This window comes from Janthinobacterium rivuli (assembly GCF_009208735.1).
Classification (GTDB): domain Bacteria; phylum Pseudomonadota; class Gammaproteobacteria; order Burkholderiales; family Burkholderiaceae_D; genus Janthinobacterium.
The window spans coordinates 63,955-90,939 of the sequence record NZ_WFLJ01000002.1; the positions used below are offsets into that span (position 1 = coordinate 63,955).

28 protein-coding genes and 1 tRNA gene are annotated in these 26,985 nt (G+C 60.8%); 11 read left to right on the forward strand and 18 right to left on the reverse strand.

Translation table 11 applies throughout. The annotated features are described in order from the left end of the window. Positions 1-44: 44 nt before the first annotated feature. Both GCN78_RS02840 and GCN78_RS02845 read right to left on the reverse strand, forming a co-directional pair. A complete protein-coding gene (locus GCN78_RS02840) occupies positions 45-1,049 on the reverse strand; it encodes a sulfate ABC transporter substrate-binding protein (RefSeq protein WP_152250341.1) in 1,005 nt (334 codons plus the stop codon). 130 nt (positions 1,050-1,179) lie between these two features. Continuing rightward, entirely contained in the window at positions 1,180-1,563 is a 384-nt protein-coding gene (locus GCN78_RS02845) for a diacylglycerol kinase (protein WP_152250342.1), read from the reverse strand. Positions 1,564-1,716: 153 nt separating this feature from the next. Here GCN78_RS02845 and GCN78_RS02850 point away from each other — a divergent pair, with 153 nt between their 5' ends. After that, positions 1,717-2,496 carry an IclR family transcriptional regulator gene (locus tag GCN78_RS02850; protein WP_152250343.1) on the forward strand — a complete coding sequence of 260 codons (780 nt, stop codon included), beginning with the start codon at positions 1,717-1,719 and terminating at the stop codon, positions 2,494-2,496. Positions 2,497-2,531: 35 nt separating this feature from the next. On the opposite strand, the gene pbpG is transcribed toward GCN78_RS02850, so the two are convergent. The 3 genes from pbpG to GCN78_RS02865 all read right to left on the reverse strand — a co-directional run bounded on the left by pbpG (position 2,532) and on the right by GCN78_RS02865 (position 5,453). Next, the gene (gene pbpG, locus GCN78_RS02855; protein WP_152250344.1) at positions 2,532-3,605 is read right to left on the reverse strand and encodes a D-alanyl-D-alanine endopeptidase; all 1,074 of its coding nucleotides are present in this window, start codon (positions 3,603-3,605) and stop codon (positions 2,532-2,534) included. A gap of 177 nt (positions 3,606-3,782) precedes the next feature. Further along, positions 3,783-4,502, reverse strand: coding sequence for a nitroreductase (locus GCN78_RS02860; protein ID WP_152250345.1), 720 nt, complete (start codon positions 4,500-4,502; stop codon positions 3,783-3,785). A 24-nt stretch (positions 4,503-4,526) separates the two neighbouring features. Further along, entirely contained in the window at positions 4,527-5,453 is a 927-nt protein-coding gene (locus GCN78_RS02865; protein ID WP_413465172.1) for a DMT family transporter, read from the reverse strand. Between the two features lie 348 nt (positions 5,454-5,801). Here GCN78_RS02865 and GCN78_RS02870 point away from each other — a divergent pair, with 348 nt between their 5' ends. Further along, positions 5,802-6,368: a phasin family protein gene (locus tag GCN78_RS02870; protein ID WP_152250346.1), complete on the forward strand. Its 567-nt coding sequence runs from the start codon at positions 5,802-5,804 to the stop codon at positions 6,366-6,368. Between the two features lie 131 nt (positions 6,369-6,499). On the opposite strand, the gene GCN78_RS02875 is transcribed toward GCN78_RS02870, so the two are convergent. The 6 genes from GCN78_RS02875 to GCN78_RS02900 form a co-directional block, all read right to left on the reverse strand. Continuing rightward, positions 6,500-7,219, reverse strand: a complete 720-nt coding sequence (locus GCN78_RS02875; protein ID WP_152250347.1) for an ABC transporter ATP-binding protein — start codon at positions 7,217-7,219, stop codon at positions 6,500-6,502. Beyond that, positions 7,216-7,989 (reverse strand): ABC transporter ATP-binding protein, encoded by a 774-nt coding sequence (locus GCN78_RS02880; protein WP_092795837.1) that lies wholly within the window; start codon positions 7,987-7,989, stop codon positions 7,216-7,218. Before GCN78_RS02880 ends, GCN78_RS02875 begins: the two co-directional genes overlap by 4 nt. Before the next feature lie 12 nt (positions 7,990-8,001). After that, positions 8,002-9,219: an ABC transporter permease subunit gene (locus GCN78_RS02885; RefSeq protein ID WP_152250348.1), complete on the reverse strand. Its 1,218-nt coding sequence runs from the start codon at positions 9,217-9,219 to the stop codon at positions 8,002-8,004. Between the two features lie 21 nt (positions 9,220-9,240). Then, a complete protein-coding gene (locus tag GCN78_RS02890) occupies positions 9,241-10,170 on the reverse strand; it encodes a branched-chain amino acid ABC transporter permease (protein ID WP_034747477.1) in 930 nt (309 codons plus the stop codon). A 297-nt stretch (positions 10,171-10,467) separates the two neighbouring features. After that, entirely contained in the window at positions 10,468-11,415 is a 948-nt protein-coding gene (ispH, locus tag GCN78_RS02895; protein WP_152250349.1) for a 4-hydroxy-3-methylbut-2-enyl diphosphate reductase, read from the reverse strand. A gap of 10 nt (positions 11,416-11,425) precedes the next feature. Next, positions 11,426-11,881, reverse strand: a complete 456-nt coding sequence (locus tag GCN78_RS02900; RefSeq protein ID WP_070224501.1) for an FKBP-type peptidyl-prolyl cis-trans isomerase — start codon at positions 11,879-11,881, stop codon at positions 11,426-11,428. 120 nt (positions 11,882-12,001) lie between these two features. Between GCN78_RS02900 and radC the strand changes: the two genes are divergently transcribed. The 3 genes from radC to rpmG all read left to right on the forward strand — a co-directional run bounded on the left by radC (position 12,002) and on the right by rpmG (position 13,350). Beyond that, positions 12,002-12,676 (forward strand): RadC family protein, encoded by a 675-nt coding sequence (gene radC / locus GCN78_RS02905; protein WP_152250350.1) that lies wholly within the window; start codon positions 12,002-12,004, stop codon positions 12,674-12,676. 247 nt (positions 12,677-12,923) lie between these two features. Beyond that, entirely contained in the window at positions 12,924-13,160 is a 237-nt protein-coding gene (gene rpmB, locus GCN78_RS02910) for a 50S ribosomal protein L28 (protein ID WP_010400928.1), read from the forward strand. Between the two features lie 22 nt (positions 13,161-13,182). After that, positions 13,183-13,350 carry a 50S ribosomal protein L33 gene (gene rpmG / locus GCN78_RS02915; protein WP_010400929.1) on the forward strand — a complete coding sequence of 56 codons (168 nt, stop codon included), beginning with the start codon at positions 13,183-13,185 and terminating at the stop codon, positions 13,348-13,350. Between the two features lie 140 nt (positions 13,351-13,490). Here rpmG and GCN78_RS02920 read toward each other — a convergent pair whose 3' ends face one another. The 5 genes from GCN78_RS02920 to GCN78_RS02940 form a co-directional block, all read right to left on the reverse strand. Then, positions 13,491-14,660 (reverse strand): DesA family fatty acid desaturase, encoded by a 1,170-nt coding sequence (locus GCN78_RS02920; RefSeq protein ID WP_413465173.1) that lies wholly within the window; start codon positions 14,658-14,660, stop codon positions 13,491-13,493. A gap of 172 nt (positions 14,661-14,832) precedes the next feature. After that, entirely contained in the window at positions 14,833-16,239 is a 1,407-nt protein-coding gene (locus GCN78_RS02925) for a mechanosensitive ion channel family protein (RefSeq protein ID WP_226939430.1), read from the reverse strand. A 75-nt stretch (positions 16,240-16,314) separates the two neighbouring features. Then, a complete protein-coding gene (locus GCN78_RS02930) occupies positions 16,315-17,634 on the reverse strand; it encodes an RsmB/NOP family class I SAM-dependent RNA methyltransferase (protein ID WP_152250352.1) in 1,320 nt (439 codons plus the stop codon). Positions 17,635-17,655: 21 nt separating this feature from the next. Further along, the gene (gene purN / locus GCN78_RS02935) at positions 17,656-18,264 is read right to left on the reverse strand and encodes a phosphoribosylglycinamide formyltransferase (protein ID WP_076568208.1); all 609 of its coding nucleotides are present in this window, start codon (positions 18,262-18,264) and stop codon (positions 17,656-17,658) included. Positions 18,265-18,420: 156 nt separating this feature from the next. Beyond that, positions 18,421-18,819: a barstar family protein gene (locus GCN78_RS02940; protein ID WP_034747450.1), complete on the reverse strand. Its 399-nt coding sequence runs from the start codon at positions 18,817-18,819 to the stop codon at positions 18,421-18,423. 401 nt (positions 18,820-19,220) lie between these two features. Here GCN78_RS02940 and GCN78_RS02945 point away from each other — a divergent pair, with 401 nt between their 5' ends. From GCN78_RS02945 to GCN78_RS02965, 5 genes are all read left to right on the forward strand, one after another. Next, on the forward strand, positions 19,221-19,733 hold the full coding sequence (locus tag GCN78_RS02945; RefSeq protein ID WP_034785134.1) for a glycine zipper 2TM domain-containing protein: 513 nt from the start codon (positions 19,221-19,223) through the stop codon (positions 19,731-19,733). A gap of 97 nt (positions 19,734-19,830) precedes the next feature. After that, positions 19,831-20,619, forward strand: a complete 789-nt coding sequence (locus tag GCN78_RS02950; RefSeq protein ID WP_152250353.1) for a class I SAM-dependent methyltransferase — start codon at positions 19,831-19,833, stop codon at positions 20,617-20,619. Positions 20,620-20,665: 46 nt separating this feature from the next. Next, a complete protein-coding gene (locus GCN78_RS02955; protein ID WP_193316588.1) occupies positions 20,666-22,417 on the forward strand; it encodes a GspE/PulE family protein in 1,752 nt (583 codons plus the stop codon). Positions 22,418-22,485: 68 nt separating this feature from the next. After that, positions 22,486-22,561 (forward strand) — tRNA-Lys (locus GCN78_RS02960). Between the two features lie 106 nt (positions 22,562-22,667). Then, positions 22,668-23,066 carry a hypothetical protein gene (locus GCN78_RS02965; RefSeq protein ID WP_152250354.1) on the forward strand — a complete coding sequence of 133 codons (399 nt, stop codon included), beginning with the start codon at positions 22,668-22,670 and terminating at the stop codon, positions 23,064-23,066. Positions 23,067-23,080: 14 nt separating this feature from the next. Here the strand turns inward: GCN78_RS02965 and GCN78_RS02970 are convergent, their stop codons facing one another. Both GCN78_RS02970 and GCN78_RS29545 read right to left on the reverse strand, forming a co-directional pair. Further along, positions 23,081-23,584, reverse strand: a complete 504-nt coding sequence (locus tag GCN78_RS02970; protein ID WP_152250355.1) for an alpha/beta hydrolase family protein — start codon at positions 23,582-23,584, stop codon at positions 23,081-23,083. Between the two features lie 3 nt (positions 23,585-23,587). Continuing rightward, positions 23,588-24,634 carry a lysozyme inhibitor LprI family protein gene (locus tag GCN78_RS29545; protein ID WP_226939431.1) on the reverse strand — a complete coding sequence of 349 codons (1,047 nt, stop codon included), beginning with the start codon at positions 24,632-24,634 and terminating at the stop codon, positions 23,588-23,590. A 176-nt stretch (positions 24,635-24,810) separates the two neighbouring features. Here GCN78_RS29545 and GCN78_RS02980 point away from each other — a divergent pair, with 176 nt between their 5' ends. Then, entirely contained in the window at positions 24,811-26,961 is a 2,151-nt protein-coding gene (locus tag GCN78_RS02980; protein WP_152250356.1) for an alpha/beta hydrolase family protein, read from the forward strand. The last annotated feature ends 24 nt before the right edge of the window (positions 26,962-26,985 follow it).

The following is a 26,985-nucleotide window of genomic DNA, read 5'->3' on the forward strand; positions in this document are numbered from 1 at the left end:
TTGCGTGATCGATTCCGGCAAGCGTTGCCGCCTGCCGGTGAAGATTACTTCGGCTGGTAGATCTGGTCGAAGATACCGCCGTCGGCAAAGTGCGCCTTCTGTGCCGCCGTCCACCCGCCCGCCACTTGCTCGATGGTGAACAGGTTGACCTTGGCGAACTGCGACGCGTACTTCTTCGCCGCCTTGTCCGTTGCCGGACGGTAGTAGTTCTTGGCGATGATGTCTTGCGCTTCATCCGTGTACAGGTAATTCAGGTAAGCCTCGGCCACCTTGCGCGTGCCATGCTTGTCGGCAAACTTGTCAACGACGGCGACGGGCGGCTCGGCCAGGATGCTGACGGACGGCGTGATGATGTCGAACTTGGTCGGGCCCAGTTCCTTGACGGCCAAATACGCTTCGTTTTCCCAGGCGATCAGCACGTCGCCGATGCCACGCTCGACGAAGGTGGTGGTGGCGCCGCGCGCGCCGGAATCGAGCACGGGCACGTTCTTGTACAGTTTGCCGAGGAAATCCTTGGCCTTGGCTTCGCTGCCGCCCGGCTGGCGCAAGGCGTAACCCCACGCCGCCAGATGGTTCCAGCGGGCGCCACCCGAGGTCTTCGGATTCGGCGTGATGACAGACACGCCCGGTTTGATCAGGTCATTCCAATCCTTGATGCCTTTCGGGTTGCCCTTGCGCACCAAGAACACGATGGTCGAGGTGTATGGCGAGCTGTTGTGCTTCAAGCGCTTTTGCCAGTCGGCGGCCAGCAGCTTGTGCTCGGCCAGCGCATCGATGTCGTAGGCCAGGGCCAAGGTCACCACGTCCGCTTCCAGGCCGTCGATGACGGCGCGCGCCTGCTTGCCGGAACCGCCGTGCGATTGCTTGATCTTGACGTTGTCGCCCGTCTTGCCTTTCCACTCCTTGGCAAACGCCGTGTTCACATCCTGGTACAGCTCGCGCGTCGGGTCATACGACACGTTGAGCAGGGTGATATCGGCGGCCTGCGCCGTTTGCAGAATGGCAAATGCGCTGATGGCGGCGGCAATGATGATTTTTTTCGACAGCATCTAAGATCCCCGTGTGGTTGAACTTTCAGAGCCACCAGATTACGGCGCCACGGCCGCAAAGAGAACGAAGCGTTTCGCCGTTTGATATACATTTTTCGCATATGGACGGCGCGCAACGGGGATTTAGTGCTTAATAAAAACGGTTGAACAGCACCACGGACCACGCTGCAAAAGCCAGGATACAGGTCAGCAGCACGGCGGCGCTGCCGAAGTCCTTGGCGTTTTTCGACAGCGGATGGCGCTCCAGCGAAATACGGTCGACCACGGCTTCGATTGCGGAATTGATCAGTTCGACGATCAACACCAGCAGCAGCACGCCGATCAGCACCAGTTTTTCAAAGGCGGAGATGCGCAAGACCAAGGCAATCACCGTACCGACGACGAACAAACCGAGTTCCTGGCGGAATGCATGTTCATGGCGCCAGGCCGCCTTCAAGCCATCGAGCGAGTAGAAAAAAGCGGCAAAGATCCGCTTCAAGCCACTCTTGCTTTTGAATTCATTTACAGGTTGCATAGTTTTCCATGATTCAAAGTCCATCCAACCACCAATTATGACGGCCAACATGAGAATTGTGACAATTTATTCGCTGACTATCTCGGAACATTTCACTATTTTTTCACATCATGGTATAAAGAAGCATGAATACTGCATTGCACCAAATCCATCATGAAAATTGAACCGGTCGCTGCCCCGAAGACGACGATCCAGGTGATCGAACGCATGGTCGCCCTGCTCGATGCCCTGGCCAAATATTCCGACCCGGTCAGCCTGAAGGAATTATCCAAGGTTTCCGGCTTGCACCCCTCGACGGCGCACCGCATCCTCAACGACATGGTGCTGACGCGCTTTGTCGACCGCATCGAACCGGGCACGTACCGGCTGGGCATGCGCCTGCTGGAACTGGGCAATGTGGTGAAAAGCCGCCTCAGCGTGCGCGAAGCGGCGCTGGACTTCATGCGCCAGCTGCACAAGAAAACCCAGCAAACGATCAACCTGTCCGTGCGCCAGGGCGACGAGATCGTCTACATCGACCGCGCCTTTTCCGAGCGTTCGGGCATGCAGGTGGTGCGCGCCATCGGCGGCCGCGGCCCCTTGCACCTGACTTCGACCGGTAAATTATTCCTCTCCGTCGACGAGCCGAAAGCCATCCGCGCGTATGCCACGCGCACGGGCTTGGCCGGGCACAACAAGAATTCCATCACGGATCTGCAAAAGCTCGAACGCGAGCTGAGCCTGGTGCGCGAGCGCGGCTATGCGCGCGACAATGAAGAGCTGGAACTGGGCGTGCGCTGCATGGCCGCCGGCATCCGCGACGACTCGGGCAAGCTGATCGCCGGCCTGTCGATCTCGGCACCGGCCGACCGCCTGCAGGATGAGTGGCTGGTGGACCTGGTGGAAACGGCGAACCAGATTTCCGTGACCTTGGGATTCATTCCTCAAGAGTAATAAGAATGCAGGGCAGCCATGCCGCCCTGGACACCTTACCCCCCTGGCAAGCTCATATTGGCTGGTTTCAAGGCTTCCAGCCATTTACGCATGCGCCCCGCGTCGGCCGTACGCGACTGTTTTCCCTTGGAATCGAGGAAGACCATGATCACGGCCCGTCCTTCGATGACGGCCTGCATCATCAAACAACGTCCCGCCTCATTGATGAAGCCCGTCTTTTGCAAGCCGATTTCCCAGCCGGGGTTGGCCACCAGGTGATTCGTATTGCCAAACTGCATGGGCTGGCCGCTCGCTTCGACGATGGCTTTCGGGTCCGTCGAGTACTCGCGCAGCAGCGGATGGCGGAAGGCGGCCATGGCCAGCTTGCCCAGGTCGCGCGCGCTGGCCACGTTCATTTTCGACAGGCCGCTGGAATCGACATAGTGCGTATCCATCATGCCCAGCTGGCGCGCCTTGCTGTTCATGGCGTCGACAAACGCCGGCAAGCCGCCCGGATAATTGCGGCCCAGCGCCGAGGCGGCGCGGTTTTCCGAGCTCATCAGGGCGATATGCAGCATGTTCGCGCGCGTCAATTGGGAGCCCACCTTCAGACGTGAACTGCTGAACTTGGCGCGGTCCACGTCCTCGTCCGTGATGGTCAGCAGCTCATCCATGTCCTGGTGCGCTTCGACCACCACCAGGCCCGTCATCATCTTGGTGATGGAGGCGATGGGCAAGGCCACATTGGAATTCTTTTCAAACAGCACTTCCGAGTTGGCCTGGTCCAGCACCAGCGCCACGCTCGACTTGAGGTCGAGCGGATCGCGCGTCAGGTTCAGGCCTGCCAGGTCGCCCATGGTGGGCATCGGTGCGGCCATGGGCACGGCCACGCTGCTGATTTTTTGATAGATGACCTTGCGTTTGCCGCGCACCATGACGACCCGGCGCACGGTCTTTTCGCGCGGCGCGGCCGTCGCGCCCTTGCGCAGCACGACTTTGATTTTCTTGGTGTTGTGTTTCTTCGCGGCTGAGGATTTGCCGTTCGCATCCCTGGCGTGCACGGCCGCAGCCGGCGCCAGCGCAAACAGCAGGGAAGCCAGGATACCCAGCGCAAGTTTAAACTTAGCCATTCGATAATTCCCCGTGAAGCTGTTGCCTTATTGCAGTGTAGCGAAATGCAGAGTAATCGCAAGCCTATTTAACAGTTAGGACAGTATTTATTGCAGCAACGAAATACAAATCGTTAGCGATCCGCAAACAAACTCATCCTTAACGGACTGTTTTCCTGTGCCGGTCGCTGGTAATGTCTATTTGTCCATGAATTTAACAAAGCCGGCCAGCGGCTCGCGCTCCGTGCTCAAGCGGTTCTCGATCTTGTCCGGGTCGGCATGACCGAGAGCCATGCCGCACACCACCATTTCGCTGGCCGGCACACCCAGCTCGTCACGGATGATGTCATGGTAATGGATGAAAGCCGCTTGCGGACACGTATCGAGTCCCCGCGCGCGCGCCGCCAGCATGATGTTTTGCAAGAACATGCCGTAGTCGAGCCAGGAACCCTGCTCCAGCACGCGCTCGATGGTAAAGATCAGGCCGACGGGCGCATCGAAAAACTGGAAATTGCGCCCATGCTGGGCCGCCATGCCAGCCGTGTCGCCCCGCTCCAGACCCAGCAGCTGGTACAGGTCCAGGCCGATCTTGCGGCGACGCTCGATGAACGGCGCCGTCCACTGGCGCGGGTAATAGGTGTACGACGCCGTGCGCGCGGGCGCATCGGGCGCCTTCGGCGCGTCGTAAGCGGCGAGGATGCGGCGCGAAAGGCGCTGGCGCGCCTCGCCCGACAGCACATACACTTTCCACGGCTGCATGTTGGCGCCCGAAGGCGCGCGCGCCGCCACTTCCAGGATGCGCGCGATATCGTCCTGCTCGACCGGCGTGGGTAAAAAGGCGCGGATGGAGCGGCGCGACAGAATGACGGCGTCCACGGCTTGCTGCGCCGAAGGTGTTTCCAATGCTTGCTTGTTCACTGCCCTGCTCTCCCGCTTGTTGCTTTATTTCTTGACGACGAATACCACACCGACCACGGCCACCAGCATGCCGGCGATGCCCAGCATATTAAAGGCTTCGCCAAACATCAGCCAGGCCATCACGGCCGTCGTGGGCGGCGTCAGGTACAGCAAGCCCGTCACTTTCGTCGCATCGCTGCGGCGGATCAGGGCGAACAGCAGGAAGATGGCGCCGATGGACAGCACGAGTACCGACCACAGCAAGGCGCCGATGAAGTTGGCTGTCCATTGCACATTGCTGAAATGCAGGTCCAGGCCTTCGTAATACAGGGCGAATGGCAAGACCACCACGATGGAGGCGGCAAACTGCACCACCGTGCCGGTGCGCAAGTCGAACTGGGGACAGTGGCGTTTTTGATACATGGTGCCGGCCGTCATCGACAACAGGGCGAACACGCACAGCAGCACGCTTTCCACGGTCAGGCCCACGAGGTTGATCTTCGCATACACGACGAGGGCCACGCCCAGCAAGCCAAAGAACAGGCCCAGCCACTGGCGCGGGCGCACGGATTCGCCGATCAGGGGCGCGGCGCAGGCCGTCAGCACGGGCTGCATGCCGACGATCAGCGCAGAGAGGCCGGCCGGCATGCCCAGCTTGATGGCGCACCAGACGCCGGCCAGGTAACCGGCCTGCATCAAAATGCCGGCCACGGCGATCTGGCGGAACTGGCCCACGGGCCATGGCGCGCGCAACAACAGCACCAGCGGCAGCAGGATCACCAGCACGCCCAGGAAGCGCAGCAGCAAGAAGGTCAGCGGCGGCGCATACGGCAAGCCGAACTTGGCGACGATAAAACCTGTGCTCCATAACAACACAAAGAAGCCGGGCAAGGCCATCGGCGCCACGGTGGTCAGGAAAGGAGCTTTGGGGACTTTGCCGCTGGCGCCAGCCGCGGCGGGAAGATTGGACATGGTATCGACTCGGGAAACGGGATACTCACCGGGGCGCTGCGCCGGTGCGGGAGGCAAAGTCTAGCATGCTGCGCCGCACTCGTCCTGAAAGGCGGGGAAATAACAGTTTAGGATTAAACCATTAATGCACAGAAACTAAATATTTCTCTTTAGAAACAATGACTTTTGACCCAAATCTATTCAATTGTTGCATCGCACAAGAATCGCTTGACTTCATTTTTTTTCGCCGTAGAATAGGGTTTGTTGCGTTGCACAATTCTTGTTCAGCTTGAAAAATTTAGATTCACCTGCTTTCCCAAACGGTACACGCAGCATCAAATTAACCAGTTAGATTTTTTGGAGATTTATATGTTTTCAATTCCTGAGCAATTTTCGTCCGCTACCAAAGCCAACCTGGAAGCCCAATTCGCCCTGTTCTCGTCGCTGACGGGCAAAGCCTTCGAAGGCATCGAAAAGATCGTCGAACTGAACCTGACCGCTGCCAAGGCAACGCTGGAAGAATCGACCGCCGCCGCCAAGCAATTGCTGTCGGCAAAAGACCCACAAGAATTCTTCTCGCTGACCGCTGCGCAAGCCCAGCCTAGCGCCGAAAAAGCCATCGCTTACGGTCGTCACCTGGCTGCCATCACGTCGGGCACCCAAGCCGAATTCAGCAAAGCTGCTGAATCGCAAATCGCTGAAACCAACCGCAAAGTGCTGTCCCTGGTGGAAGAAGTCACCAAGAACGCGCCAGCCGGTTCGGAAAACGCCGTCGCCATCCTGAAAAGCGCCATCGGCAACGCCAATGCAGGCTACGAGCAATTCTCGAAAACCAGCAAGCAAGCCGTCGAAGCCATCGAAGCGAACCTGACGTCGGCCGTGAACCAGTTCACGCAAGCGGCTGAAAAAGTCGTGCCACGCACGGCTGCCAAGTAATTATCAAGCGACCGCTACGGCGGTCCGCTGTTACCAGCTCCTCCAGGCATCCATCCCGCACTTCCCCGACGGATGCCATTATGCCCCAGCCCAGCTGGGGCATTTTTTATGCGCGCTTACTCTCCCCGCTCTTACTCTCCCAGATACGCTGCCTTCACGCGCGGATCGTCGAGCATGGCGGCCGCGTTGCCGCCCATGGTGACCAGGCCCGAATCCATCACGTAGCCGCGGTGCGCCGCCTGCAGGGCCAGGCGGGCATTCTGTTCGACTAGCAGAATCGTGATGCCTTCGGACGACACCCTGCGGATCACCTCGAAGATTTTCTCGACCATGATGGGCGACAGGCCCATCGACGGCTCGTCGAGCAGCAGCAGCTTCGGATGGCTCATCAGCGCGCGCGCCATGGCCAGCATCTGCTGCTCGCCGCCGGACAGGGTGCCGGCCATCTGCGCCGCCCGTTCCTTCAGGCGCGGGAACACGTCGAACCATTTCTCGATATCGGCCTCGACACCGGCCTTGTCCGTGCGCGTGTAGGCGCCCATCATGAGGTTTTCGCGGATCGACATGCGGGTAAACACGCCCCGCCCTTCCGGCACCATGGCCAGTTTCCTTTCCACCAGGTGGAACGATTTCGTGCCCTTGAGCGACTCGCCCAGGTAGCTGATCGTGCCCTCGACCTTGCATTCAGGCAAAGTGCCCGTGATGGCTTTCAAGGTCGTCGTCTTGCCGGCGCCGTTCGCGCCGATCAGGGCGATCAGCTCGCCCTCGTTGACTTCCAGGTCGATGCCTTTCACCGCCTTGATGCCGCCGTAGGCCACGTGCAGGCCCGCCACCTTCAATATATTGCTCATGCGTGCGATCCCCCCAGGTAAGCCTCGATGACGGCCGGGTTTTGTTGTATTTCGGCCGGCAAGCCTTCCGCGATGCGCTTGCCATATTCGAGCACCGTGATGCGGTCGCACAGTCCCATCATCAGCTTCACGTCGTGCTCGATCAACAGCACGGTCTTGCCTTCAGCCTTGATTTTCACCAGCAACTCGCGCAGGGCCAGTTTTTCCGTCGCATTCATGCCGGCAGCCGGCTCGTCGAGCGCCAGCAGGGTCGGATCGGTCGCCAGCGCGCGGGCGATTTCCAGGCGCCGCTGGTCGCCATACGACAGGAAGCGCGCCGTGCGGCTGGCGAACTGGGCGATGCCGACAAAGTCGAGCAACTCCATCGCCCGCCGGCGGATCGACGCCTCTTCCTCGCGCGCCGCCTTGTGGCGGAAGATGGCGCCGAACACGCCCTGGTGCGAGCGCACGTGGCGCCCCACCATGACGTTTTCCAGCGCCGTCATGTCGCCGAACAGGCGGATGTTCTGGAAGGTGCGCGCGATGCCCGCCTTCGCCACCTTGTGCGGCGCGGACGGCGAATACGGCTTGCCGGCCAACTCGAAGGTGCCCGTATCGGGCTGGTACAGGCCGGTGATCACATTGAAAAACGTGGTCTTGCCGGCGCCGTTCGGGCCGATCAAGCCGTAGATCTGGCCTTGGCGGATGGTGATGCCCACGTCGGTGAGCGCTTGCAAGCCACCGAACCGTTTATTGACGCCGGCGATATTGAGAATGATCTGTTCGCTCATGGTACTCCTCCCTTAAGCGGACACGACGCCGGTGGATTTGTTCGGCTGGTCCACGTCGTGGTCGGGCCGGTCTTCGTGCTTCGGCGACGGCCACAGGCCGGCAGGACGGTTGAGCATGATCAACACCATGGCCAGGCCGTACAGCAGTTGGCGCAGCACTTCCGCCTCGATCACCACATGGCCGAACAGCGCCTGCTGGGCCGGTTCCACCACGTGGCGCAGCACTTCCGGTATCGAGGCGAGGATCACGCCGCCGAGGATCACGCCGGGAATATGACCGATGCCGCCCAGCACCACCATGGCCAGCACGGCGATCGATTCCGTCAGCGAAAACGATTCCGGCGAGACAAAGCCCTGAAACGAGGCAAACATGGCGCCAGCCACGCCGCCGAACGAGGCGCCCATGGAAAAGGCCAGCAATTTGACGTTGCGCGTGTTGATGCCCATGGCCTTGGCGGCGATCTCGTCTTCGCGGATGGCCACCCAGGCGCGGCCCAGGCGCGAATGCTGAAGGCGCTTGGTGACGAACACGACGGCGATACACAGGAACAGGAACAGGAAGTAATAGGCGTTCACGGACGGCATGGAAAAACCGGCCACCGTGACGGTGCTGTTGGTGCCCGCCTCGCCCGCCAGGTTGACGCCGAAGATGCGGATGGGGTCGATCAAATTGATGCCTTGCGGGCCATTCGTGAAATTGATCGGGTCGTTCAAATTGTTCATGAAAATGCGGATGATCTCGCCAAAGCCCAGGGTCACGATGGCCAGGTAGTCGCCGCGCAGCTTGAGCGTGGGCGCGCCCAGCAGGGCGCCAAAGAAACCAGCAACAGCGGCGGCCAGCGGCACGATGATCCAGATCGACAGATGGATGCCGTTTTCGCGGATTTCCGGCCCCATCAATTGCACCAGGGTTTCACCCAGCGCCGGATATTGATTCACCACCGATTCGAGCAGGATGGCGAACTGGGGCGACGCCAGCAAGGCCGTCAGGTAGGCGCCCACGGCATAGAAGGCGATGTAGCCGAGGTCGAGCAGGCCGGCGAAGCCGACGACGATATTCAAGCCCAGGGCCAGCATGATGTACAGCAAGGCCATGTCGATGATGCGCACCCACGAGTTGCCGAACTGGGCGGCAAAAAACGGGAACACCATCAGCAGCGCGGCCAGGCCCAGCATGCCGGCATAGGCCTTGGCCGGATTCTTTTTTGCGTCGAAATCGAGTAATGCCATGATTATTCTCCCAGTTTCACATCAGGCACGGTCGGCCACGCGTTCGCCCATGATGCCGGACGGGCGCAGGGTCAGCACGATGATCAGCACGACGAAGGCAAAGATATCCTGGTAGTGGCTGCCCAGGAAGCCGCCCGTGATGTCGCCGATATAGCCGGCGCCCAGGCTCTCGATAATGCCCAGCAAGATACCGCCCAGCATGGCGCCATAAATATTGCCGATGCCGCCCAGTACGGCCGCACAGAAGGCCTTCAAGCCGGGGATGGCGCCCATGGAAAACTGGATGGATGCATAATTGGCGCCCCACATCACGCCCGCCACGGCCGCCAGCGCGGCGCCGATGGCGAAGGTGGCGACGATGACCTTGTCGGAATCGACGCCCATGAGGCCCGCCACGCGGGGGTTTTCCGCCGTGGCGCGCATGGCACGGCCCATACGCGTTTTTTCCACCAGCAACACCAAGCCGCCCATCGACAGCGCGGCCAGGGCCAGCAGCAGCACTTGCGTTTGCGAAATCACGGCGCCGCCTATGTTGATGGGGTCGGTCGACAGCAATTGCGGGAAGGGCAAGGGATTGCGCGTCCAGATCATCATGGCAAAGGTTTGCAGCAGGATGGAAACGCCGATGGCGGTAATCAGGGGGGCGAGGCGGGGGGCGTTGCGCAGGCGGCGGTAGGCGACCCGCTCGATGATGATGTTGACCAGAATACAGATGGGAATGGCGCCGAGGATGGCGGTGGCCAGTTTCAGATAGCCGGGCCAGTCCGGCACATAAATGCCCAGCAGCTTGAGGATGGTCAAGCCCACCATGGCGCCGATCATGAGCACGTCGCCGTGGGCGAAGTTGATCAGGTTCAAGACACCGTACACCATTGTGTAACCGAGGGCGACTAAGGCATACATGCTGCCCAACACCAAGCCGTTAATGATCTGCTGGATGAATGTATCCATGATTGCCCTATCAAATATGCATTTTTCGGGAACAACTTCCGCCAGAACATGGGTCGCTGATACAAAAACGGCACCGGAGGAAGAATTCCTGCAGTGCCATCCCTGGACCGTTCTCACCAGCATGGTGCACGCACCGAAAACGGGCGTGACCTTGCTTAGTCATAACGACAACATATTCAAGCTTGAACCAATCATAACGATCTTTTGCAAAAACTAAGCTTGGAATAATGCGATCATTTCCGAATTAAATTCGGTTTTGAGGTAACTATTTCATCGATACTCAAGCGCCCTGGCAACTCAGGCGACGTCGCGCTTGATGCCGTCGAGGCCTTTCGGCATCGGGAATGTGACGGCTTCCTGCACGCCGTCGAGCGGGCGCACGCTCTTCACGCCGCACTCTTTCAGGCGGTCGATGACGGCTTGCACCAGCACCTCGGGCGCCGAGGCGCCAGCCGTCACACCCACGCGCAGCTTGCCTTCCAGCCAGGCGGGATCGATTTGCGAAGCATTGTCGACCATGTAGGCTGGCGTGCCCATCTTCTCGGCCACTTCGCGCAGGCGGTTCGAATTCGAGCTGTTCGGGCTGCCCACGACGATCACCACTTCCACTTGCGGGGCCATGAATTTCACGGCTTCCTGGCGGTTGGTGGTGGCGTAGCAAATGTCGCCTTTTTTCGGCTCGGCGATATTCGGATATTTCGCTTTCAAGGCCGCGATAATGTCGCTAGTGTCGTCAACTGACAACGTTGTTTGCGAAACATAGGCCAGGCTGTCCGGATTGGCGACCTGCAATGCCGCCACATCATCGAGCGTTTCCACCAGATGCATGCCCATATCGGCCTGCCCCATCGTGCCTTCCACCTCGGGATGGCCGTCGTGCCCGATCATGATGATCTCGCGGCCTTCGCGGCGCATCTTGCTCACTTCCATGTGCACCTTGGTGACCAGCGGGCACGTCGCATCAAAAATGCTCAGGCCGCGCGATTCCGCCTCGGCGCGCACGGCTTTCGACACGCCATGCGCGGAAAACACGAGCGTATTGCCGGCAGGCACGTCATCGAGGTCGTCGATGAAGATGGCGCCCTTGTTGCGCAAGTCGGCCACCACATAGGCGTTGTGGACGATTTCATGGCGCACATAGATCGGTGCGCCAAATTGCTGCAAGGCGCGTTCGACGATTTCGATCGCCCGGTCGACGCCAGCGCAGAAACCTCGAGGCTGGGCCAGTAACAGTTCTTTATCCATCGCTATTCCTTCACAGCACCGAGATGAGCTTGACTTCAAAGCGCAGCGGCTGGCCGGCCAGCGGATGGTTGAAGTCGAACAGGGCGGAGTCCTCGCGCATTTCGCGCAGCACGCCGGCAAAGCGGCCGCCGCCCGGCGCGGCGAAATCGACCAGGTCGCCGATCTTGTAGTCGGCGCCCGGCACGGAGTTCTCGTCCAGCGTCGCGCGCGAGACCGATTGCACCAGCTCGGGATTGCGCTCGCCGAAGCCTTCGCCGGCGGCCAGCTCGAACGTCTGGTGCGTGCCTTCAGGCAAGCCCAGCAAGCGCTGCTCGAGGAACGGCGCCAGTTGGCCCTGTCCCAGCATCAAGGTCGCGGGATTTCCGCTGAAGGTAGTGACAATATCAGTACCGTCAACAGTAGCAAGACGATAATGCAGGGTGAGGTAAGCCGCTTCGGTGACGACTGCTGGTTGCTCGTTGGACATAGTAGTTTTCAAGTAACTGGTGCAAAACGATATTGTAAGCCACACTGGCCGCGCCTGCCCCATGGCTTCGTCAAAGAAGGCAGTACTGGGGCGCGCGCCGGTGCCAAACAGGAGAACAGCATGGGCATCAAGGATTGGCCGGCCGGCGAACGGCCACGCGAACGCCTGATCGAGGATGGCGCGCAGTCGCTGTCGGACGCGGAATTGCTGGCCGTGTTCCTGCGCACGGGGGTGCGCGGCAAGAGCGCCGTGGAACTGGCGCGCGACACGGTCGAGCACTTCGGCTCCCTGCGAGGCCTGTTCGGCGCCAGCCTCGTGAGTTTTTCCGCCGTACATGGCATGGGCAGCGCCAAGTTTGCCCAGCTGCAAGCGGTCCTGGAACTGGCGCGGCGCGCCATCATCGAAGACTTGCAGGCGGGCCAGGCCCTCAATTCGCCGCACGCCGTCAAAGATTATTTGCGCCTGACCCTGGGCCACCTGGCGCATGAAGCATTCCACGTGTTGTTTTTGGACGTCAAGAACCGCCTGATCACGACCCAGGAAATGTTTCGCGGCACCCTCACCCACACCAGCGTGTATCCGCGCGAAGTGGTCAAGCAGGCGCTGCTGCACAACGCGGCCAGCGTCATGCTGGCCCACAACCACCCGTCCGGCGCGCCGGAACCGAGCGAATCGGATTTGTTACTGACACGCGCGCTGGTGCAAGCGTTGTCGCTGGTGGACGTGCGCATCCTCGACCATTTCGTCGTGGCCGGACGGCAAGTGCATTCGTTCGCGGAACACGGCCAGATCTAGGCCGGGGTTGGCCAGGCGGCAGTTAACCATGTGTAAACAAGGACATACGTGACAGCACCGAGACGCTTATCTAACAGTAAACAGCGCCGTTTACCAGTGCCTTCCCCTATGAAGCAGGGCAAAAGTCAAATTGTTAAATTATTTCAATACAACACGACACAATTGTTTTTCGCAAGTCATTGATAAATCGGCTTATTTTGGATATACTCTCGTTTTTCCAATTTGGAATATCTTTAAGGAGTGCGCCATGGCACGTGTTTGCCAAGTCACTGGGAAGAAGCCGATGGTCGGCAACAATGTTTCCCATGCAAACAACAAAACCAAACGTCGTTTTTTGCCTAACTTGCAGAATCGTCGTATTTTTGTTGAATCTGAAAACCGCTGGGTCTCCCTGCGTTTGTCCAACGCCGGTCTGCGCGTCATCGATAAAGTCGGCATCGACGCCGTATTGGTCGATATGCGCGCTCGTGGCGAAAAAGTCTAATTAGCAGAATAAGGGAGCTATCATGGCAAAATCAGGCCGCGACAAAATCAAGTTAGAATCGACCGCCGGTACGGGTCACTTCTACACGACTACCAAAAACAAGCGTACGACGCCTGCGAAAATGGAGATCATGAAATTCGATCCTAAAGCACGCAAGCACGTAACGTACAAAGAAACCAAAATCAAGTAATTGATATTGTGTTCTGTAAAAAGAGCCGCTCCGATGAGCGGTTTTTTTTCGCCCTGATTTTCATCTCGCCGCTCTCCCCTTCTGCCGGGACGAAAAAAAGGCCCTGGAAACCAGGGCCTTGATATGACGCGACAGCTTACTTAGGCATAGCTGCGCAGGCGCAGTGAAAAGTCCTGCAGCGACTTGATGCCCGACGCTTCGGCGCGCGTGCACCAGTCTTGCAGCTTTTGCAGCAATTGCTCACGCGTAAAGTGCGAACGTTCCCAGATGGCGCCCAGCTCCACGCGCATATGATGCATGGTTTCCAGTGCCTTGCTGTGCTGGAACAGTTCCGACAACTGCTCGTGGTGCGCATCGGCCAGCTTGCCCGGCTCGCGCTGCATCAGCTTGCGCGACGATTTCAGGAAGCGCTTTTCCAGCTCCGCCTTGTGCTTCAAGTGTTCCAGCTCTTCCTTCCAGGCATGCTTGATCGATTTCGCGTACTTGGCCATCACGTCGTAGCGGTTGGCGATGACGGACTGCAAAGTCTCGAAGTCCGCTTCCACCTTGCCGTGCGAGAACTTCGGTTCCGGCGCCAGCTTTTTCACCTTGGCCAGGCCCAACATTTCCAGCGCGCGGATATACGCCCAGCCGATATCGATCTCATACCATTTCGACGACAGCTTGGCCGACGTCGCATACGTATGGTGATTGTTGTGCAACTCTTCGCCGCCGATCAGGATGCCGAAGGGAATGATGTTGGTGGCCGCGTCGGCGCAGTCGTAGTTGCGGTAGCCCCAGTAGTGGCCGATGCCGTTGATGATGCCGGCCGCCGTGATCGGGATCCACATCATTTGCACGGCCCACACGGAAATGCCGATCACGCCGAACAGGATGAAATTGATGACGAACAGCGACACCACGCCCAGCCAGCTGTATTTGGTGTACAGGTTGCGCTCGATCCAGTCGGTCGGCGTGCCGTGACCGTACTTGGCCATGGTTTCCATGTTCTTCGATTCAGCGCGGTACAGCTCGGCGCCTTCCCAGAACACTTTCTTGATGCCGCGCGTCACGGGACTGTGCGGATCTTCTTCCGTATCGCACTTGGCATGGTGCTTGCGGTGGATAGCCGCCCACTCCTTGGTGACCTGGCCCGTCGTCAGCCACAGCCAGAAACGGAAGAAATGGCTGGGAATCGCATGCAACTCCAGCGCGCGGTGGGCCTGGTGGCGGTGCAGATAAATCGTGACGCTGGCGATCGTGATGTGCGTGACCACCATGGTGTACAGGAAAACTTGCCATGCAGACAGATCGGTAACGCCAGTTGCCATGAACTGCAAAACGTCGTGTAAAACGGAACTCAATGTCATTACTACTACTCCAAGTGGTCAGGGCGTGCGCACGGTCGCTCCAGTGACTCTGGAGGTCCGGCAGAGTTAATTTTAGGCGTGATTGTACGCCCTAATGGGTGCTATCAGGCAAAATCGGAGGCAGGCAGCGAGGTTAAGGCTGGGTGCCGGATGGCGCGGACTCACCCTCTGCCGCGCCCGCAAGCGGGGCAGGAGGCGTACCAACAATACGCAATTCGCGTTGCGGAAACGGTACAGTGACCTTATGTTCCTGCAAGGTGCGCCAGATAGCGCGGTTCACATTCGACTTCACGCCGCCGGTGCCATTTTCCGGATCCGCGATCCAGAAGCCGATCTGCACATCGAGGCCGTCGGCGCCGAAACGCACGAGGGTGGCCGATGGCGGATTGCTTTGCGACACACGCGGCACCTTGGCCGTCGCCGCTTCCAGCAAGGGGAAGATGACATCGAGATCCGTTTCATAACCCACCGACACGGCCGTCGACAACCAGACCATGCGGTTGCTCAGCGACATGTTCTGCACGCCGCCGGAAATCAGCATTTCATTCGGCACGATGGATTCAACCCCATCACCACCCAATAACACAGTATAGCGCGTATTGATCTGCGTCACCTTGCCCGTGAATTGACCGACGGTGATCATGTCGCCGATGGTGAGGCTGCGGTCGAGCAGGATGATGAAACCGGAGACAAAATTGGCGGCGATCTTTTGCAAGCCAAAGCCCAGCGCCACGCCGAAGGCGCCGCCAAACACGGACAGCACCGTCAGGTCGATGCCCACCAGCGACAGGCTGACCAGCACAGAAACGAGGATCAGCACGGCGCGCCCCATGCGCGACAGCACCACGCGCAAGGAGGTGTGCAAGCCCTGCATTTTCATCAGGCGCTCGTCGAGCGAGGTGCCGGCCCACATGGCCAGCACCAGCAGCACGGCCACGGAAATCGCGGCTTGCAGGATGGCCGCCACGGACACCTTGTTGCGTCCCAGCGGCACGACGATGCCTTCCAGGAAGGCATGCAGATCCGGCCACAGGCCCGTGATATACAGGGCCATGCCGGCCCACACCACGACCGTGAAAATCTTTTCCAGCAACAGCATGGTGGGACTGATGTCGCCATGGCGGGCAAAGATGCGGCGCAGCACATAGAAACCGAAGCGCACCAGCGCCATCGAGGTGCACAGGGGAATGGCAATGCTGAGCAGGTTCACCGACTGGAACTTGGCAAGGAAATGCTGCGCAATGCCCAGCAGCATGGCCGCCAGCACGGGCGTCAGGATGCGAATGAAGCTATCCGTGCGCTGCAAGGTTTCCGGCGTGGCCGGCGTGGCGGCCGCTTCCGCCCGGTGGTGCAGGAACACACGCAACTGCCGCACCAGCAGCCAGCTCAGCGCCAGGCAGGCGACGATGACCAGCGCCTGCCACAGGATGGCCGGTTGACGGAAATCGTCGACAAAGTCAGTGATCAGGTTGAGCAGCGGGGTTTCATTCATGGCGCAGGCGGTCCGGAAGGTGGGACGGAAGGTGGGACGGATGGGCATCGAACCCATGCCGCCAGACGGGCTGGCGGCATTGAAAGCCGTCGCTGCAGGGTGCAGCGGCAGCCCGTGACAGGCTTACTCGGCTGGTTCAGCGTCAACGTCGTCGGCCGGTTTTTCATCGGCATAGACTTTTTTCGGCATGACCTTGCGTTCGAACACGGCGGCGAAGAAGCCGTCGGTCTGGTGCAAGTGCGGCAACAATTTCAGGTAGTCGCCCATTTCCAGATCGATCTTCTGCTCGGCCAGCACCTTGTGCATCGGCACCAAGGTGAAGTCGGGGTTGGCGGCCAGGAATTGCTCAGCGATAAAATCGTTTTCTTCATTCAGGAAACTGCAGGTGGCGTACACCAGGCGGCCGCCGCCCTTGACGAGACGCGCCGCGCCGGCCAGGATGGCAGCCTGCTTGGCTTGCAGCTCGACGATCGAGTTCGGTTGCTGGCGCCATTTCACGTCCGGATTGCGGCGCAGGGTGCCCAGGCCGCTGCATGGGGCATCGACCAGCACGCGGTCGATCTTGCCAGCCAGGCGTTTGATCTTGGCATCGCGCTCATGCGCGATCTGCACCGGATGCACGTTCGACAGGCCGCTGCGGGCCATGCGTGGTTTCAGCTTGGCCAGGCGCTTTTCCGATACGTCAAACGCGTACAAACGGCCCGTGTTGCGCATCAGCGCACCCAATGCGAGGGTCTTGCCGCCCGCGCCGGCACAGAAATCGACGACCATTTCGCCGCGCTTGGCGCCGACGATCTGCGACAGGATCTGGCTGCCTTCATCTTGCACTTCGATGGCGCCGCTCTGGAACAACGGCAGGTTTTGCAGCGAAGGCTTCTTGATCACGCGCAAACCGAGCGGTGCAAACGGCGTCGGCGTGCTGAGGATCGGCGCTTCGGCCAGGGCCAGCATCACGTCGTCACGCGTGGCCTTGAGCGAGTTGACGCGCAAGTCCAGCGGCGCCGGCGCGTTCAGCGCATCGGCCAGCTTCATGGTTTCCGCTTCGCCGAACTGGGCGATCAGCTTGTCAAACAGCCAGGTCGGCATGTTGGCGCGCATGTTCGCCGGCATCAGGCTGCGGTCGATCTGCGTGATGCGTTCCAGCCATTCCACTTCTTCTTCCGTCAGGCCACCCAAGGAGTCCGCACCGACGGCTTCGGCCAGGCCGAGGATGGTCAGGCGGCGCATGGTCGGGCCATTGCCCGCTTCAGCGAAATCGGTAAAGAACGATTTGTTGCGCAGCACGGCATAAATGCCTTCAGCGATGGCGCCGCGTTCGCGCGAACCGAGGCGCGGATGGTCGCGGAAATAGCGCGACAGGGTGGTGTCGGCCGGGGCCGTGAAACGTAAAATTTCGCGCAATACTTCTTCAGCATTGGCAAGTATCGCTGGTGGCAATCTCATTGTTATTCTTCCTGTAATATTTTATTGAGGGTCCACGCGGACCTGGCCATGCTCGACTGACAGTTTATCGTCAATGAACAGGCGGATGGCGCGCGGGTAAAGCAGATGTTCCTGTACCAGCACGCGCGCCGATAAGCTGTCTTCTGTGTCGCCTGGCAAGACGGGGACTGTCGCGCTCGCCACGGCCGGGCCATGATCGAGCTCGGCAGTCACGAAATGCACGGTCGCGCCGTGTTCCGTCACGCCCGCCTCGAGCGCCTGACGGTGCGTGGCCATGCCCGGGAACAGCGGCAGCAGCGACGGGTGGATATTGAGCATGCGCCCCGCGTAATGCTCGACGAAGGGCGGCGTCAGGATACGCATGAAACCGGCCAGCACGACCAGGTCGGGGGCGAAGCCGTCGATCACGGCTTGCAGCGCCGCATCAAACTGCTCGCGGCTGGCATAATCCTTGTTGGCAACGACTGCCGTCGCTATCCCATGTTCCGCGGCAAAAACCAATCCCTGGGCATCGGCCCGGTTACTGATGACGGCGGCAATCCGGGCAGGCCATTGCTCGGCTTGCGCCGCGCGTACGACCGCTTCCATGTTGCTGCCGCGTCCGGAAATGAGGATAACGATATTTTTCATAGCGCGCATTGTACCCGCTATGGCGATGCGAATCTAGAAAGGCCGGTATTATTGTTGCGGCGCAACATGAGCGCCGGCGCCCCGCAGCCGCCCGGCGATGCCGAGTCTCACCGGCGCCGGAGGCCGGTTTGACGGCGTCGCGGCAAGAGTAAGTATTTACTCGAACGAATAGAAGACGCGGAACGGGACTTTCTTCTCGGCCCAGTAGTCGGCCGCGTCGCGGAACACGTCGAGCAGGATCTCGCGCGCTTCCTTGTCAAATTTTTGCGTATTTGGCAATTGCTCGAGCACCACCAGGAAACCCGTCTGCGTGCCCGCCTTGAACATGGTGTCCGTCAGGCACAGGCGCAGGGCATCGAAATTCTTCGCCAGGTTTTTCGGAAACAGGAATGCTTCTGCAATAATGCCGATGACTTGTTGTTTGGTCTGTCCAGCGTTGCAATGCGCATATAAAAAGTGCTGCCCGAGACGGATCGCCTCGTCTTGTAATTCGGTCACGCGAAAGGCACGGATGGACTGGACAAGGTTGGGCGGCACGGTTAGTAACAAACTCATTTTTCCCTCAAATCGACCTGTTATGTATGGATCTCTTCTAGCTGCTCTTCTTATTGCATCCCCGCACGCGGGTCAATGCGCACGCGGTGATTCGATCTGTATCAACTTTTATGCGATTCAGTGCGATTTTATATAAGCCATACGCGTATTAGGGTAACGTGTTGTCCTGCATGAATCAACCCGAATATGATGTCAAACGCAAGATTTGTTACAAACCGCTGGTTTCAAGTCACTTCAACATCTTGTATCGATTGAAAGTGCATGTTACAGACTGTGGGGCAAGGGGCTTGGGCTGTTACATTTTGTTGCCATGCGAAACACTTGCCCCGGTCTGGCGGGATTACTATAGTCCCAAGTTGTAAAAAATACCCTGAAAGATTCTCTAGATAACGAGGTTACAAATGAACTTGCAAGCCAAATTGATGATGTCTGCCCTCTGTATCGGCGCATTGCCACTCGCCCAGGCCGCCGACTTTGAAGATTTCGGCAAGGTCGTGCGCGTCGTGCCGCAAGTGGAACAGATCAACCGCCCACGCCAGGAATGCCGTACGGAATATGTGCAAGTCCAGGCACCGCCGCAACAGCGCAGCGCTGGCGGCTCCATCGTCGGCGGTATCGCCGGCGCCCTGCTCGGCAGCCAGGTCGGTGGCGGCAATGGCCGCACGGCCGCCGCCGCCGCTGGCGCGATTGCCGGTGCCGTCGTCGGCGACCGGGTCGACAACCAGAACAATTACCAGGGCGGCATGCAGGAACAAGCCGTCAAGCAATGCCGCCAGGTCGATCACTGGGAATCGCGCAACAATGGCTACCAGGTCACCTACGACTACCGCGGCCGCAACTACACGAGCATCATGTCCTACGATCCGGGCGAACGCATCCGCCTGCGTGTCTCGATCGAACCAGCTCAACAGTAAGCGCGGCAACCGGCCCGTACCATGCCAGCCCCAGCGGCTGGCATTTTTTATGGCGCCCCGGCGCGGGCTATAATGCGGCACACTTTCAGGCCGCCTTATGCTTATCAAACGAAAATCCATCGAACAAGTCGAATCCTCGCGCCCCGCGCGCAAGCCCCGCTATGCCCCCGTGACCCTGTCCGAAATGGATGGCGTGCGCTATCTGCATTTCGGCACGGAATGGGTGCAGGGCGCCATGCGCATCCGCAAGCCGGACTGGCCGGAGCTCGAATACGCGCAGCAGATGATGGCGTGGATGCTGTGGATCGAGCAACCTCAGCGCCTCGCTCAGCTGGGCCTGGGCACGGCCGCGCTGACCAAGTTCTGCTACCGCCAGTTCCCGCAGGCGCAAGTCGAGGCCATCGAACTGAACCCGTCCGTCATCACCATCTGCGCATCGATGTTCAAGCTGCCGCCCAACGACGAGCGCCTGCACGTGCGCGAGATGGATGCGCTCGACTACGTCAACGACGACGCCAACCACGGCACCCTGGACGCCCTGCAAGTGGACCTGTATGACGCCACGGCGCGCGGTCCCGTGCTCGACAGCGCCGATTTCTATGCAGCCTGTTGCGCCTGCCTGGCGCCGCACGGCATCATGACGGTCAACCTGTTTGGCGACCACCCCAGCTACGCGAAGAACATCAAGGCGATGAAGTTTGCGTTTGAACAGGTGATCTGCCTGCCGGAAGTCCATGATGGGAACGTGGTGGCGATCGCTTTCAAGACGAAAGTGGCACTCGATACGGAAGCGCAAGCGGCCCTGCTCGAGCGCGCCAAACAGATCGTCGCCGAGACCAAGCTGCCCGCCAAGTCCTGGGTCAAGGGCATCGCCAGCACCCTGTAAGCGCCGGCCACCCAGGCAAGGCCGGCCGCCATGAAAGGCGCCGGCCATGTCCGCATCCCCTCCTCCCGACACGCCGCTGCAACTTCCGCAACTGCTGGCCTGGCTGCAGGAAGACGGCTTGCTCGACGCCGCGCAAGCGGCCGCCATGCAGGCCCAGGCCGCCCTGCTGCCGACGCCGGCCCTGCATCCGCTGTGCGGCATCGCCCACGGCGCGCTGACGCTCGACACCCTGTGCGCCTGGCTGGCGCGGCGGGCCGGCTTGCCGTATCTGCGCATCGATCCCCTGCACATCGATTTCAGCCAGGTGGCCGACGTCATGACGGCCGGCTATGCGGCCCGCTTCAATATCCTGCCCGTGGAAAGCACGCCAGAACGCATCGTCATCGCCACGGCCCAGCCCTACGCGCTCGCTTGGCAGGCACAGCTGGGGAATCTTGCGCCGCGCAAACTGAGCCTCGTCATCGCCAATCCGCTGCACATCGCCGACGCCATCGCGCAATTTTTCAGCCTGGCCAGTTCCGTCAAGGTGGCACGCCAGGCGTCCACGCAAGACATGGCGCTGCGCCACAATTTCGAGCAACTGGTGGAACTGGGGCGCAACAAGGGCAACCTGGACGCCAATGACCAGCACGTGGTGCGCATCGTCGACTGGCTGTGGCAATACGCGTTTGCCCAGCGCGCCTCCGACATCCATCTGGAACCGAAGCGCGACGCGGGCCTCGTGCGCCTGCGCATCGACGGCCGCCTGCACCAGGCCTACCAGCTGCCACCCGCCGTCATGCTGGCCATGACGGCGCGCATCAAGTTGCTCGGGCGCATGGACGTCGTGGAAAAGCGCCGCCCCCAGGATGGCCGCATCAAGACGCGCAATGCACAGGGCCAGGAAATCGAGCTGCGCCTGTCGACCTTGCCCACGGCCTTCGGCGAAAAACTCGTCATGCGCATCTTCGACCCGGAAGTGGCCGTCAAGAGTCTCGCCGAGCTGGGCTTTCCGCCCGCCGACGCGGAACGCTGGCGCCAGCTGACGGCGCGCACGCACGGCATCGTGCTGGTGACGGGCCCGACCGGCTCCGGCAAGACCAGCACCCTGTACAGCACCTTGAAGGCGCTGGCCGGCAGCGAAGTCAATGTGTGCACGGTGGAAGACCCCATCGAAATGGTCGAGCCGGCCTTCAACCAGATGCAGGTGCAAACCCAGGCCGGCATCGAACTGTCGTTTGCCGATGGCGTGCGGGCGCTGATGCGGCAAGACCCCGACATCATCATGGTGGGCGAGATCCGCGACCTGGCCACGGCAGAGATGGCCATCCAGGCGGCGCTGACGGGGCACCTGGTGCTGTCGACCCTGCACACCAACGACGCGCCCTCGGCCGTCATGCGCCTGCTGGAACTGGGCCTGCCCGCCTATCTGCTGGAAGCGTGCCTGGCCGGCGTGCTGGCGCAGCGCCTGCTGCGCTGCCTGTGCCCGGACTGCAAGGAGCTGGATACCGCCCCAGGCGCCGCGCCATGGCAGCGCCTGACGGGCGGCCAGCTGGAACGGCCAGACGTCATCTACCGCCCCGTCGGCTGCGCCCTGTGCCGGCACAGCGGCTACCTGGGGCGCGCCGGCATTTATGAACTGCTGAGCGTGACGGAAGCGTTCGGCCAGCTGGTCAAGACGGGCGCCGACCTGCACGCCCTGCGCCGCCAGAGCATCCTTGACGGCATGACGCCGCTGCGCCTCGCCGGCGCGCGCAAGATCATCGATGGCACAACCAGCATCGATGAAGTGCTGAAGCTCACGGCAGCCCTGCCTTAGCAGACCTGCACTTTCTCGCAGGAATGCTTTGCATTCTTTTTCAACTGATATATAATGCGGCCTCTTTCGGGTCGTTAGCTCAGCTGGTAGAGCAGCGGACTTTTAATCCGTTGGTCGCAGGTTCGAATCCCGCACGGCCTACCACGAATGCGCAGTACCAAAAAGCCAATCCTTCGGGATTGGCTTTTTGCGTTTCCGGCCCCACGGTTATACTGGCCCTTCGTCTTGCCAGCCCTGAAAGAAGAAACGCATGAAACTTGTCGCCACCCTGTTACTTGCCACCGCCTGCCTGCCCGCGCAGGCGCAAGCGCCCATCGTGCTCGATGGCCAGTACAGCGCGCGCACGGACGAGATGAGCCTGGAGATCATCGGCAACCGCGTCTGCTTCGCGCCCGACAAGGCGCAATGGGGGCGCTTGCCCCGCCCTGCCGCCCAGCATGAGATATGGTTTTGCTTTTCCAACGATGGCGAGGCGCGCCGGCTGCTGCGCGTGCCCGCGCGCCAGGCCGACAATTGCGGCTGGCAGGCGCGTGCGCGCATCATCATCGACAGCTATCAACCGTATGTGGAGCAAGGCGACGGCAACGACATGGCACGGCTGGCGTCGGTGATCAAGGTGGCGCAGCCGAACGCCATCGCCTGCGAGTAATCAGTTCAGTTCGATCAGTCCAGTTCGTTTTCCTGCAGATAGCGCGCGAACAAGTCGCCATCGGCCAGCGGGCACGCAAAGCCCGCGCCCCAGTCGGCCAGCAGCAGGTGCTCCTTCAAGGGCAACAGCATCAGTTCGGGCATGCCATCGCTGCACCACAGGTCGCACACGACACCGTGCTCGTCCAGGCCGGCGAATAATGTTTCCGTCTTGTCGCCGCCAAAGGCCAGCACGTTCTTGCATTCCACGCGGTAACTGCTGTAGCCCGTGTAGACGGCGCCATACGGCGGCAAGGCGTCCGCCAGCGCCACCCGCAGCTGGTCCGCCGTGAGGCCCAGCACGCGCAGCGGCGACGGCGGCGCCTCGGGCACGTACATGTCCGTCCAGCCGGCGCCGCTGCGGTGCGCGTCGGCGAACGCCTGCTGCTCGCCCATCTGCGTCAAACAATGCTGTAAATTATCCAATGGCAACAGCTCGATCATGCAAAAATCGTCTTCGTGGTAATACGCTTCCCGCATGGCTTAATTCCCCAGCAAATCTTGCAGTTGCACATTGCGCCGCGACGTCAGGCGGCCAGCCCAGGTCTCGCTCGTCACGGATGGATAACGCACGGCGCCGAAATTCATCCAGGCATCGCGATACGCCAGCCACAGGCGCTGGGTGGCGCGGATGCCATCCTTGCCCACGGCGCCCGCATGGGTTTCCGCCGGCTTCTTCATCAGCTTGCCGTAGATGGCGTTGAGCTCCTTGTCGAGCGCCGCCGCCTGCTCCCTGGACATGCCTGGCGGCAGCTTGCCCGCCTCGTACTCGCGCAGATCCTGCGCCAGCAGATCGAGCTCTGCCGTGCGGGCGGCGATGCTCAGGGCGCCGCGCGCCGTGCCGCTCAAATCCGTTTCGTTGGCCGCGCGCGCGTCGGCAAACTTGCTTGCCGCCGCCTGCAGTTTTTGCAGCGACGCTTGCGCCACGGCCGGCATGGCCGCACTGACCTTATCTGTCGCCTGCGCACGCACGCGCTGCTTTTGCCGAGCATCGATGGCGCCGCATACGCCCATCATGTAGCCGCTGGTGATGTCGTCGCACAAATCGATCAGGCCGCGTCCGCTGGCGTTAATCTGCTGCAAATGTTCGATGCGGCCCTGCATCTCGGCCGGCGCCGCATCGATGCTGCACGCGTATTTCAGCGCCAGCAAGGGGTCCTTCTGCACGCCCTGTCCATTCTGGTACAGCATCATCAAGACGGCGCTATTCTGCGTGGCCATGGCGCAATGACGCACGGGACGCCAGTCCGCCGGCTTGGGCGAGGACATACTCTTGGTATCGTAATACAGGTCAGTCGCCTGGCACTGCTGCAAGGCTGCCACGGCGGATGGCGCCGGCAGGTCGGCGGGCGGCGGCGCCGCCTCCTTGACCTTCAGACAGCCCGCATACCAGGCCGTGCTTTCCGCATGACCCACGCCCATGGCGCTGGTATTCGGGTACGGTGCGGCGACGGCGGCAAAACCCGGGCTGGCAAGCAGCACGCCTGCCCCCAGCAAGAGCGTTTTCAATAAGGGTAGACAAATTTTCATGTTGAATCAGCGCCAGCGTGAGTAAAGCGGCAAGTTTAACTGATCGGCCAGGCCGCGCCCGCCCGATACGCGCCCATCCCGCCTGGTAAGTAACGGTTCATGACCTTGGCAGCGATGGAAACGATGGGCAATAATGTTGCTCGCTGTACTTTTTTTTCACTTCCCGGACCACGCCCATGACCTCACCCCGTCTTCGCCGTTCCCTCGGCTCGCTGCTGATCGCAGCCGCCTGCGCCTCGCTGGCAACGACCGTCCACGCCGCCGATACCAAGGCCACCACCGCAGCCGCCGCCACGCAGGCCAGGCACGCCATCACGCATGAAGACGTGTGGCTGATGAAACGGGTGGGCGCCCCCGTCGCCAGCCCAGATGGCAAGTGGGCCGTGTTCTCCGTGGTCGACAGCGCCTACGATAGCAAGGAGCAATGGTCGGACCTGTGGATCAAGTCCCTGGGCGACGACAGCCCCGCACGCCGCCTGACCTATTCCAAGAGCGGCGAAAGCGCCGTGGCCTGGTCGCCGGACAGCCGCCAGCTGGTGTTTGTCGCCAAGCGCGACGGCGATGAATCGGGCCAGATTTACCGCCTCGACGTGGCCGCCGGCGGCGAAGCGCAACGCCTGACCTCGCTCACCCTCGGTGCGCGCATGCCGAAATGGAGCCCGGACGGCAAGCAATTGCTGTTCATCAGCGACATCTATCCAGGCAACAAGACGGAAGCCGACGTCAAGCAAAGCGCGAAAGAGCGCAAGGAGCGCAAATACAGCGCCCGTTCGTATGAAACGACGGCGCCACGCTACTTCGACAAATGGCTGACCGACAAGCAAGTGCGCCTGTTCATCGTCGATGCGCAACCGGAAGCGGCGCCGCGCGACATCCTGTCGGGCACGCAACTGGTGACCCTGCCGGGCTTTGGCGGCGGCCAGGGCGACGAGGGACAATCGCTGGACGCCGTCTGGACGCCGGACGGCAAGGCCGTCGTCTTCAACGCGGCCACCAACCGCGACGCGGCCCAGCGCGGAGCCGTCTATTCGCAACTGTATCTGCTGCCCGTGGAGGGCGGCGAAGCACAGCGCTTGACGCAGGACAAACATAGCTACGCTTCCCTGAAATTTTCGGCCGACGGCAAGACCCTGTTCGCCTTGAGCGACGCGCAAACGCCGGGCAAGGTGTATGACGTGAAGCGCCTGGCCAGCTTCGCCTGGCCGATGAGCAAGCCTGCGCCGACGATTCTGACGGCCACGCTGGACCGTTCGATCTCGCGCTTCGTGCTGCCCGAAGGCGGCAAGCGCATCATCTTCAGCTATGAGCATGCGGGCCTGGAAAAGCTGTACTCGATCGACGCCAAGGGTGGCGACGTGCGCGAAGAGCCATCCTTGCCGACCGGCACCGTCAACTCGCTGAGCAGCGGTGGCAAGGCTTTGGTCGGCGTGTGGGAGTCCGCCATCAACCCGCCGGAAATCTATGCCTTCAACGGCAAGCAGCCGAAGCGGCTGACGGCCTTCAACACGGACAAGGCAGATAAAATCGACTGGCAGGCGCCCGAGCACTTCTGGTTCACGACGGCCGATGGCCGCCAGATCCATAACATGCTCGTCAAACCGGCCAACTTCGATCCGAACAAGAAATACCCGCTGTTTACCGTCATCCACGGCGGCGCGGCCAGCATGTGGCGCGACCAGTTCGTGCTGCGCTGGAACTATCACTTGCTGGCCAAGCCCGGCTATGTCGTGCTGCTGACCGACTACAAGGGTTCCACCGGCTATGGCGAGGAATTTGCGCGCTCGATTCAATTCGACCCATTGAAGGGTCCGGGCGACGAAGTCAACCAGGGTGTCGATGAAGCCATCAAGAAATATCCATTCATCGACGGCACCAAGCTGGCCGCCGGCGGCGCCAGCTATGGCGGCCACCTGGCCAACTGGCTGCAGGCGACCACCACGCGCTACAAGGCCATCGTCTCGCACGCGGGCGAAATGGACTTGATCATGCAATGGGGCACCAGCGATGGCGGCTTCGGCCGTGAAACGAATGCAGGCGGCCCTGTCTGGTCGAACCTGCCCGTGTGGCGCGACCAAAGCCCGGTCATGCAAGCGGGCAACCACGAAAAAGGCACGGGCTTCACCACGCCCATCCTGATCACCGTGGGCGAGCTCGACTACCGCGTGCCGGCCAACAACGCCTTGATGAACTTTGCCGTGCAACAGCGCCTGAACGTGCCGGCCAAACTGCTGGTCTTCCCGGACGAAAACCACTGGATCTTGAAGGGCGAGAACAGCCGCTTCTTCTATAGCGAAGTCGAGGGTTGGCTGGCGAAGTACGTGAAATAAGAGCCGCTACCAGAGGAACGTCTT

Bases quoted from the DNA above. Each gene is read 5' to 3' on its own strand.
- rpmB (WP_010400928.1), top strand. From the start codon at position 12,924: ATGGCACGTGTTTGCCAAGTCACTGGGAAGAAGCCGATGGTCGGCAAC.
- GCN78_RS02890 (WP_034747477.1), bottom strand. From the start codon at position 10,170: ATGGATACATTCATCCAGCAGATCATTAACGGCTTGGTGTTGGGCAGC.
- radC (WP_152250350.1), top strand. From the start codon at position 12,002: ATGGGCATCAAGGATTGGCCGGCCGGCGAACGGCCACGCGAACGCCTG.
- GCN78_RS02970 (WP_152250355.1), bottom strand. From the start codon at position 23,584: ATGCGGGAAGCGTATTACCACGAAGACGATTTTTGCATGATCGAGCTG.
- GCN78_RS02940 (WP_034747450.1), bottom strand. From the start codon at position 18,819: ATGAGTTTGTTACTAACCGTGCCGCCCAACCTTGTCCAGTCCATCCGT.
- GCN78_RS02840 (WP_152250341.1), bottom strand. From the start codon at position 1,049: ATGCTGTCGAAAAAAATCATCATTGCCGCCGCCATCAGCGCATTTGCC.
- GCN78_RS02930 (WP_152250352.1), bottom strand. From the start codon at position 17,634: ATGAGATTGCCACCAGCGATACTTGCCAATGCTGAAGAAGTATTGCGC.
- GCN78_RS02955 (WP_193316588.1), top strand. From the start codon at position 20,666: ATGTCCGCATCCCCTCCTCCCGACACGCCGCTGCAACTTCCGCAACTG.
- GCN78_RS02875 (WP_152250347.1), bottom strand. From the start codon at position 7,219: ATGAGCAATATATTGAAGGTGGCGGGCCTGCACGTGGCCTACGGCGGC.
- GCN78_RS02980 (WP_152250356.1), top strand. From the start codon at position 24,811: ATGACCTCACCCCGTCTTCGCCGTTCCCTCGGCTCGCTGCTGATCGCA.
- GCN78_RS02925 (WP_226939430.1), bottom strand. From the start codon at position 16,239: ATGCCCATCCGTCCCACCTTCCGTCCCACCTTCCGGACCGCCTGCGCC.
- ispH (WP_152250349.1), bottom strand. From the start codon at position 11,415: ATGGATAAAGAACTGTTACTGGCCCAGCCTCGAGGTTTCTGCGCTGGC.
- GCN78_RS02920 (WP_413465173.1), bottom strand. From the start codon at position 14,660: ATGGCAACTGGCGTTACCGATCTGTCTGCATGGCAAGTTTTCCTGTAC.
- GCN78_RS02845 (WP_152250342.1), bottom strand. From the start codon at position 1,563: ATGCAACCTGTAAATGAATTCAAAAGCAAGAGTGGCTTGAAGCGGATC.
- purN (WP_076568208.1), bottom strand. From the start codon at position 18,264: ATGAAAAATATCGTTATCCTCATTTCCGGACGCGGCAGCAACATGGAA.
- GCN78_RS02900 (WP_070224501.1), bottom strand. From the start codon at position 11,881: ATGTCCAACGAGCAACCAGCAGTCGTCACCGAAGCGGCTTACCTCACC.
- GCN78_RS02865 (WP_413465172.1), bottom strand. From the start codon at position 5,453: ATGTCCAATCTTCCCGCCGCGGCTGGCGCCAGCGGCAAAGTCCCCAAA.
- GCN78_RS02965 (WP_152250354.1), top strand. From the start codon at position 22,668: ATGAAACTTGTCGCCACCCTGTTACTTGCCACCGCCTGCCTGCCCGCG.
- GCN78_RS02880 (WP_092795837.1), bottom strand. From the start codon at position 7,989: ATGAGCGAACAGATCATTCTCAATATCGCCGGCGTCAATAAACGGTTC.
- GCN78_RS02950 (WP_152250353.1), top strand. From the start codon at position 19,831: ATGCTTATCAAACGAAAATCCATCGAACAAGTCGAATCCTCGCGCCCC.
- GCN78_RS29545 (WP_226939431.1), bottom strand. From the start codon at position 24,634: ATGAAAATTTGTCTACCCTTATTGAAAACGCTCTTGCTGGGGGCAGGC.
- GCN78_RS02870 (WP_152250346.1), top strand. From the start codon at position 5,802: ATGTTTTCAATTCCTGAGCAATTTTCGTCCGCTACCAAAGCCAACCTG.
- rpmG (WP_010400929.1), top strand. From the start codon at position 13,183: ATGGCAAAATCAGGCCGCGACAAAATCAAGTTAGAATCGACCGCCGGT.
- GCN78_RS02885 (WP_152250348.1), bottom strand. From the start codon at position 9,219: ATGGCATTACTCGATTTCGACGCAAAAAAGAATCCGGCCAAGGCCTAT.
- pbpG (WP_152250344.1), bottom strand. From the start codon at position 3,605: ATGGCTAAGTTTAAACTTGCGCTGGGTATCCTGGCTTCCCTGCTGTTT.
- GCN78_RS02850 (WP_152250343.1), top strand. From the start codon at position 1,717: ATGAAAATTGAACCGGTCGCTGCCCCGAAGACGACGATCCAGGTGATC.
- GCN78_RS02945 (WP_034785134.1), top strand. From the start codon at position 19,221: ATGAACTTGCAAGCCAAATTGATGATGTCTGCCCTCTGTATCGGCGCA.